The sequence below is a fragment of the Corynebacterium sp. HMSC08F01 genome (assembly GCF_001807545.1).
Classification (GTDB): domain Bacteria; phylum Actinomycetota; class Actinomycetes; order Mycobacteriales; family Mycobacteriaceae; genus Corynebacterium; species Corynebacterium coyleae.
Genome location: NZ_KV789278.1, coordinates 1 through 2,074 on the forward strand (window position 1 = coordinate 1; position 2,074 = coordinate 2,074).

The following is a 2,074-nucleotide window of genomic DNA, read 5'->3' on the forward strand; positions in this document are numbered from 1 at the left end:
GATGGTCGGGTCAGGCACGTCAACCAGCCAGCACCAGCTAAACCGTCGTTTCATGGTGGCAAGGCTGATCCCGTGGCGTTGAGCCATTGCCCTTAACGAGGTTGACGTGGTGCAGTGGTCGATGAATTGCGCGAACACTGCAGCGTTGGTCAGATCACCACGGCGTTTGACGCTGGACGCGCCGCAGGCTTTGCAGCGCCACCGGGTGGTGCCTTTGCTGGTGGTGCCGTTTCGTTTCATATCGCCGCCACAATGGCAGCGTGGTCGGTTCTTTGGCATTGGGCAACCGAACCACCGCCCCGTAGCACACCAGGGCAGCCACACCGTGGATTGAGAGCGAAACTGCCAGATATATACCCGCAGCGCTTATACTTTCAGCATTAACCCAGATCAACTGCCGAAAATCAGTCCAACCAGACACACTTTTTGAGCCTTAACCCGCAAACGCGCCCCTGATCGTCTAGCTGCGTTTTTGTGCAACTAGACGATCTTTCTTTTATCGACCATCGTTTCCATCATCACCTGGGGAAACATTTTCGACGAAAGCTGATCGTCTAGCACGCACTGCCGCGCAACTAGACGACCAGCACTAAGGGCGTCGCGTTGATCGTTAGACTGAGTCGTTATGGAAATGGGGTATGAAGAGATCGTCCAGCGCCTTTTGGAGAAGAGTAAAGAAGCCTTCATTCTTGCGTTGGAGCTTTACAACCGTCCGACTCTGAAATATCACGCTGAGTCCTGCTCGATATTTCTTTGTAATGCTTGGGAGCTCATGCTCAAGGCGTACTTAGTCAAAGAACGAGGAGTCGAGGCTATCTACTACCCCGATGAGCCGGGGAAGACAATCGCGCTTGCGGATTGCCTGAAGAAAATTTTCACGAACGACAAAGATCCACTACGGGTGAACATGGCCGAGATCATCCGTTTCCGCAACATCAATACGCACTTCATTACTGATGAGTATGAGATCTTTATCGGTCCATTCTTGCAGAAGTCGGTGATGAATTATGCAGACAAACTGCTCGAGCTGCATGGGGAGTCGGTAAGTGAATTAATTCCGGAAAATCACCTCACGCTTGCTGTGCGTCGTGGCGCTATTGATCCCGACGTAATCCGGGCAAAATATGAACCACACGTCGCGGAGAAGCTCCTTAAAATGAGACAGTTTGCAGCAGACGCGGCTGGTACAGGCGAAGGGGGAGCCGCTGCTGCGTTTTATGAGACGAACCTCCGCATCGTCAAGAAGTCGAAGGATGCTGATCTCAATGTCTACATCGATAGCGATGCTGATGCGGGCATTGCCATTGTCAAGGATGTCCGCGATGCAGCTAGTTACTATCCATACACCAAAAAATTGGCGGTTAACGAGGTGCTCAAGCGCCTCGCTAAGTCGAAGACAACCATCTATCACCGTGGAGAAAAACGCAGATTTAACAAGTATGACTTCGATCTTTTCATCAAAGTTTTTCAACTCCGGGACGACGAACGGTACGCCTACGACCGCAGTACGGCTGGAGAGAATGCGACAATGTGGACATATTCCCAGCAGGCCGTCGAGTTTGTAGTTGGTTATCTGCAGAAGGACCCAGAAGGGTGCCTCGACGCGCTTAAGAGAAAAGTAGGAAAATAAAAACGCCAACCCTCGGAGCAAAGGAATTCTCAGGCCGAAGCCCTACTCCCATTCGGGAACCCAGCTTTATCCTTCTCGGGTTGGCGCTGTAGTCATAATGCTAATTGCACATGTTGTCTTGCACAACACTTATTTGCCTATCGGGGAGCAGTGTTGGGCAAAAAACATGAGGTAAAAACGTTGAAAAACGTGTCTTCAAAGCCCTTTGGTCTTTTAAAGGAGCTGGCCTCCCCCTGATCGTCTAGCTGCTCTTTTGCGCGACTAGACGATCTTTCTTTTATCGACCATCGTTTCCATCATCACCTGGGGAAACATTTTCGACGAAAGCTGATCGTCTAGCACGCACTGCCACGCAACTAGACGACCAGCGAAAACACCCCACCAAACCCACCTTGAGCCACTCCCGCGCAACTTTTGGTCAAGTCCCGTGAAGTGGTGTAGCCG

3 protein-coding genes are annotated in these 2,074 nt (G+C 51.3%); 1 reads left to right on the forward strand and 2 read right to left on the reverse strand.

All coding sequences use genetic code 11. The features are described 5' to 3' along the window. On the reverse strand, window positions 1-279 hold a 279-nt coding region (locus tag HMPREF3171_RS01070), incomplete at its 3' end, for a transposase-like zinc-binding domain-containing protein (protein WP_441294360.1). 346 nt (window positions 280-625) lie between these two features. Here HMPREF3171_RS01070 and HMPREF3171_RS01075 point away from each other — a divergent pair. Further along, on the forward strand, window positions 626-1,630 hold the full coding sequence (locus tag HMPREF3171_RS01075) for a DUF3644 domain-containing protein (RefSeq protein WP_141743302.1): 1,005 nt from the start codon (window positions 626-628) through the stop codon (window positions 1,628-1,630). Between the two features lie 261 nt (window positions 1,631-1,891). Here HMPREF3171_RS01075 and HMPREF3171_RS12170 read toward each other — a convergent pair. Next, a partial coding sequence (locus HMPREF3171_RS12170; protein ID WP_210385590.1) for a hypothetical protein occupies window positions 1,892-2,074 on the reverse strand: 183 nt, incomplete at its 5' end.